This is a genomic window from Vibrio mytili (assembly GCF_000830505.1).
GTDB classification, from domain to species: domain Bacteria; phylum Pseudomonadota; class Gammaproteobacteria; order Enterobacterales; family Vibrionaceae; genus Vibrio; species Vibrio mytili.
In genome coordinates this window covers 1-4,391 of sequence record NZ_JXOK01000025.1, presented here as the reverse complement: position 1 = coordinate 4,391, position 4,391 = coordinate 1, and the positions used below count along the sequence as shown (strand labels likewise).

The following is a 4,391-nucleotide window of genomic DNA, read 5'->3' as shown; positions in this document are numbered from 1 at the left end:
ATTATATCCGGTGTTTATGTTGAGTGGTTTGTCGTAGACCTGGGCTGCACAAAGGGTGGGCGAGAGACTTGCTCATTGTCGCAGCTCGCTGCGTACATGCTAGGAGAGAGAATCGCTTTGAAGGCTTAGCCCGTAACATAAACTCGTATAATACGAACTATACTTATATTAGCTCTTGCTTTAGTAATTCGAATGATGATGAATGACGACGACGAAGACTGAGGAGGAGGATTGAAGAAGAGGGAGAGTTACGGCTTAGTCTAGTTTTTTGTTATCTTGCCTCCGCACCTCGGGAGGGACCCGTTTCGTCGGGAGGGTACCGCAGGTGCGGAGTAAGAGAACCCCCGTCTTGTACTACGGGGGTAAATTCCACCATAACTCAAGGCTTTCACCTGAAAATGGTATCTGCAAGCATAGCGCGCCAGTGTTTGAGCGCTAGCGAGTCTTATGGTAATCCTTCTACCTTATCTATGTGTTCTTTATATTTTTCAGCACCGTATATCTCATCAGGAGACATCCTATCTATATCGCTTCGCTTAAAACCCTGGGTCTTATTTAGTGCTGCATCTAAGTCATTTATGAACTTGTCTTTATCCTGGATGTGATCAAATAAGATCGAGGTGAAACTTACTTCGTCAATAAAGTTCTGATATTGAGCGACTTTTTTCATAAACTCGATAGGGTTTCCATCTTGATAGAACAGTGCTCCTCGACATAGTTCTGTTTCAGTTACGTTGAGTATTTCGGCAAGCTTTTTTATGTAACTTGCTTTTGGTTCATTCTTCCCGTTTTCCCATTTCATGTATGTTTGAGGCGTTACGCCAATACGTTCAGCTATTTCACTTTGCTTAAGGCCAGCTCGCTCCCTGGTTTCCTTTAATACATCTTGAAGCATGATTTTCATTTCCCATGTGTCCTTTTTTTAAATTATACATATGGTTTTTCATACCTATCACTTTACATATACATTTTCATCGCTTAAAGTATGAAAAATCATACTTGACAGAGTTTCCTATGAACAAGGTTTTCTACGACATGATGCCAGACTTCACCGTATCGGTTTACGTATATGGTGAGTGGGACTTATTCCGTTCGTATGGAAGTCTTGTTCAGTGGTGTGATGGTGAGTTCATCGACTACGAACTGGTTGATATTACTGACACAACTAAAGCTGAGCGTATGGCTATCATGGAGGGGTATGTATGAATAACCGTCTGTGTATGGAGTGCGGTGCGGTTTATCATTCTCCTGTTACTTGCTGCTGTCCTGAGTGTGGTAGTGGTGTGATTTGGCAGCAAGCTACCAAAACAGATACCGGATGGAAGCATGCTCATAAGCTTTCATCTGAGTATGTTTTTAGACCTAAAAAAGCAGGGTTAAGACCTGAGTTTGTTCCTCATCATGTCGAGCAATATCGTGAGATTGAGGATTATGAGCAAAGTCCTGTTATCATCGATTACCTTACTTTTACGGTTAAAATCAATAACTTTCGTCATTGCAAAAAGGATTCTCCATATTCTGGTATTCACTTCCCAAGTGAGCCTGTTTTTAATGCTTGTCATGCTAAAACGGCTGAGGATATCGAGGCTTATAACCGTTATTACCGTGATGCCTATATGGATTACCTACAGGAAACGGTTAGGCGATTTATTACTCATGTCCTTGGGTTTAACTACAGTGCTCCACGTGGTAAAGGCTTCCAGTTCTATGATGATTCATTTGTCTTAACCTCCGCTGATGGTGATGATTATTGTGGTCAAGTTGGGGTTGGTGGCAACAATGACACTATCCACTTTCAGATTAACGGGCATGGTTGTAAGCATTTGTTCTTGTCTCGTTCTTGTCGTTATGTACACCACTGGTTAAATACGGTTCTGGGTGTAAAACACTTGGCACGTGTTGACCTTGCTTTTGATGATTTTGATGGCGTTCATACTTGTGATGCGGCGGAGCGTGCTGCTTGGGACAATGGTTTTCGTACTGCTGTTCGTGGGCGTTCTCCTAAGATTGAGCGTAATGATGCTTACACTTTTAATGCTTCAACTGGTGAGAAGATCTTCTCTAAAGAGCAATGCAGTATTGGTTCTCGCCAGTCTAATGTCTATTGGCGTATCTATAACAAAAAGCTCGAGCGCAATATCGAGGCTGAGGACTTTGTATGGTATCGCTCTGAGGTTGAGCTTAAGAAGTGGGATGTTGATGTTTTGCTTAATCCATTGGGTGCTTTTAAAGGACTCTGCGCTTACTCATCCTCGCTTATTTCTGATGAATTCACGCCTGTAAAAACTAATCGCAAATCTAAGTCTAAGAAGCGTGTGGCCTTGGATTTGGTTTCTGCTGCCTACTGGATGAAACGACAGTACGGCAAAACACTCAACGCTCTTGTTGAGTTTCATAATGGCGACCTTGAGAAGGTAGTCAGTTCTCTGGTGAGGGATGGGACTGCGTTTGCGTTCCCGTCCAGTCATCAACGTTTAATGAATGTAATTTTGGAGTAACGTATGGCTAAGCCTGTGTTTGTTCTTGGTATCGATATCATGTGGAATCCGTCCCGTGGTGAAATGGCTCAACTCAATATTTCACGTCCTTTGAAGCCTGTTAATTCAGATAACTTTAAACGTCGAACGATTGGTGAGTCTGGTGATGTAAATCCCAAGTGGGATACGCCTTTAATGATTGACCCTGTTTATGCTTTAAAACTTGAAAAGTCGGGTGCTTTAGTGCCTCGTCGTGAATATGAATTGGTGCTTGAGCTGAATCAAGATGACCCGTTGGCAGGGGCAATCGTTACTGAGTTGATTCCGGTTGACGATGAAATTAAACGGCATTTTCAAGCTTCTTTGAAATAGCATTTTGTATCAAGAAATCATCAACTTAATTGCTTTAGCTTCCCTCTTTTCGGCTTATTTCTATTGGGGAGGCTAGGGTCTCTCACACTAAAAATAAGGCTAGGGGGCATAATGGAAGGCACCTCATTTATTGCTCAGGATGTGAATCTTGAGTGTTCATTTTCTGATTTATTAGTTCGACGTCCTAAAGTATCAGACAAGGCTCTTGATGTTGAGGAAGTCGAACAACCGAAAATTAAAACGACCAAAAAGCGTTGGACGCCTGAGGAGTCTGAGCAGCTTAAAACTCTGTACCATGAAGGCAAGCGAGTCACGACGATTGCTGATTCTTTAGGTCGAACTGTTCAGGCTGTTAAGAATCAAATACGTAAACTGAAGCTGAGGCGCTTTAGAAATCTTTCTGATGAACATATTCAATATCTTAAGGACAACTATTGGCTTCATGATGTTGATACGATAGCGAAACGTATTCAACGCAAACCTTCAGCGGTTGTCTATTATGCTGAAAAGCTCGGTTTGAAACGTCCTAAACTGGATGATGTTGAACCTCCAATCCCAAGACGTTTGATGCCTTATGACATGGTTAAGCGTGTCGCTGTTCTCGAACGTAATTGTCCTGATTCAAAAAATCGAGTTGATGACTCGGTAGTGATTTTTTATGACAAGAAAGGGCCGTCGGTACCAATGATGGCCATGCATCTTGATGAACTTTGTTCTGCCCTTGATGTTCATTTTGGTCGTCGAGCAGGTGTTACGGCTTCGGCACTGACTCATGGTTATAAGGCGGTGTGATATGGTGATTCAACATAGAACTAATCGATTTAAACGACGTGACCGTTGTCCCCAATGTGGTGATATAGACTTTCTTTGTACCGAGTACATAGCGGATAATCAGGTTTACATGTATGAAGAACAGTGTCCTAGGTGTTATGACTTTTGGCAGATAGGCTAGAAGACGCATTCCCAAATCGACACAAGTTAGCTAAGGACCCTTATGATGAAAATTTTTTACGATGAGATTTCGCCTGATATGATTTCTACGTTTACGCCAGGTGAAGGTTGGTACACGTTTAAATGCAAAGATATGATGATTGCTTCGCTGACTGCTGAGTTTGGAGATGCTTTAGAGTTAATCGAACTCACGCCAGACCTTTACAACACCATGCTTGATGCGGGTGATTTTGAGGGTTATGAGCCTGCATAATCTCTACTGTCATAAAGAAGCATATAAATGAGTTGAGAGTGATTCTCAGCCCCGCAGGGATAAGGGCATTCTTCATAGTTCTGGGGAGTGCCTTTGCTTATCTGCCCGAAAAGCAGGGAGCTTGCGACCGTAGCTCCCGTTGCTGAAACCACAAATCCATCCTTCATCCTGCTAGAATCTGCCTTCCAGAGCCTAACCACATCCAAGGCGACTTATCCAACTGGAAACCATCAAGACGAACAGCGTTAAGCTTTGCGAGTGTCGAGCAAGGCTTCTTGATTGTTGTAACGTAATTCAAGGCTATTGATTTCTGTAACATTTTTCATGGTTTAGTGCGT

At 42.5% G+C, this 4,391-nt stretch carries 6 protein-coding genes; 5 read left to right on the top strand and 1 reads right to left on the bottom strand.

Annotation, left to right across the window (positions count from 1 at the left end; all coding sequences use genetic code 11):
• Positions 1-445 precede the first annotated feature (445 nt).
• Entirely contained in the window at positions 446-904 is a 459-nt protein-coding gene (locus tag SU60_RS08240) for a helix-turn-helix transcriptional regulator (protein ID WP_052481513.1), read from the bottom strand.
• 110 nt (positions 905-1,014) lie between these two features.
• Here SU60_RS08240 and SU60_RS08235 point away from each other — a divergent pair, with 110 nt between their 5' ends.
• The 5 genes from SU60_RS08235 to SU60_RS08215 all read left to right on the top strand — a co-directional run bounded on the left by SU60_RS08235 (position 1,015) and on the right by SU60_RS08215 (position 4,053).
• Positions 1,015-1,206, top strand: a complete 192-nt coding sequence (locus SU60_RS08235) for a hypothetical protein (protein ID WP_041155098.1) — start codon at positions 1,015-1,017, stop codon at positions 1,204-1,206.
• Positions 1,203-2,498, top strand: coding sequence for a replication initiation factor domain-containing protein (locus SU60_RS08230; protein ID WP_041155097.1), 1,296 nt, complete (start codon positions 1,203-1,205; stop codon positions 2,496-2,498). The genes SU60_RS08235 and SU60_RS08230 overlap by 4 nt, the downstream gene beginning before the upstream one ends.
• Positions 2,499-2,501: 3 nt before the next feature.
• The gene (locus SU60_RS08225) at positions 2,502-2,849 is read left to right on the top strand and encodes a DUF1293 family protein (protein WP_041155096.1); all 348 of its coding nucleotides are present in this window, start codon (positions 2,502-2,504) and stop codon (positions 2,847-2,849) included.
• A gap of 111 nt (positions 2,850-2,960) precedes the next feature.
• Positions 2,961-3,641 (top strand): SANT/Myb-like DNA-binding domain-containing protein, encoded by a 681-nt coding sequence (locus SU60_RS08220; protein WP_041155095.1) that lies wholly within the window; start codon positions 2,961-2,963, stop codon positions 3,639-3,641.
• 202 nt (positions 3,642-3,843) lie between these two features.
• A complete protein-coding gene (locus SU60_RS08215; protein ID WP_245228385.1) occupies positions 3,844-4,053 on the top strand; it encodes a hypothetical protein in 210 nt (69 codons plus the stop codon).
• Positions 4,054-4,391 lie beyond the last annotated feature (338 nt).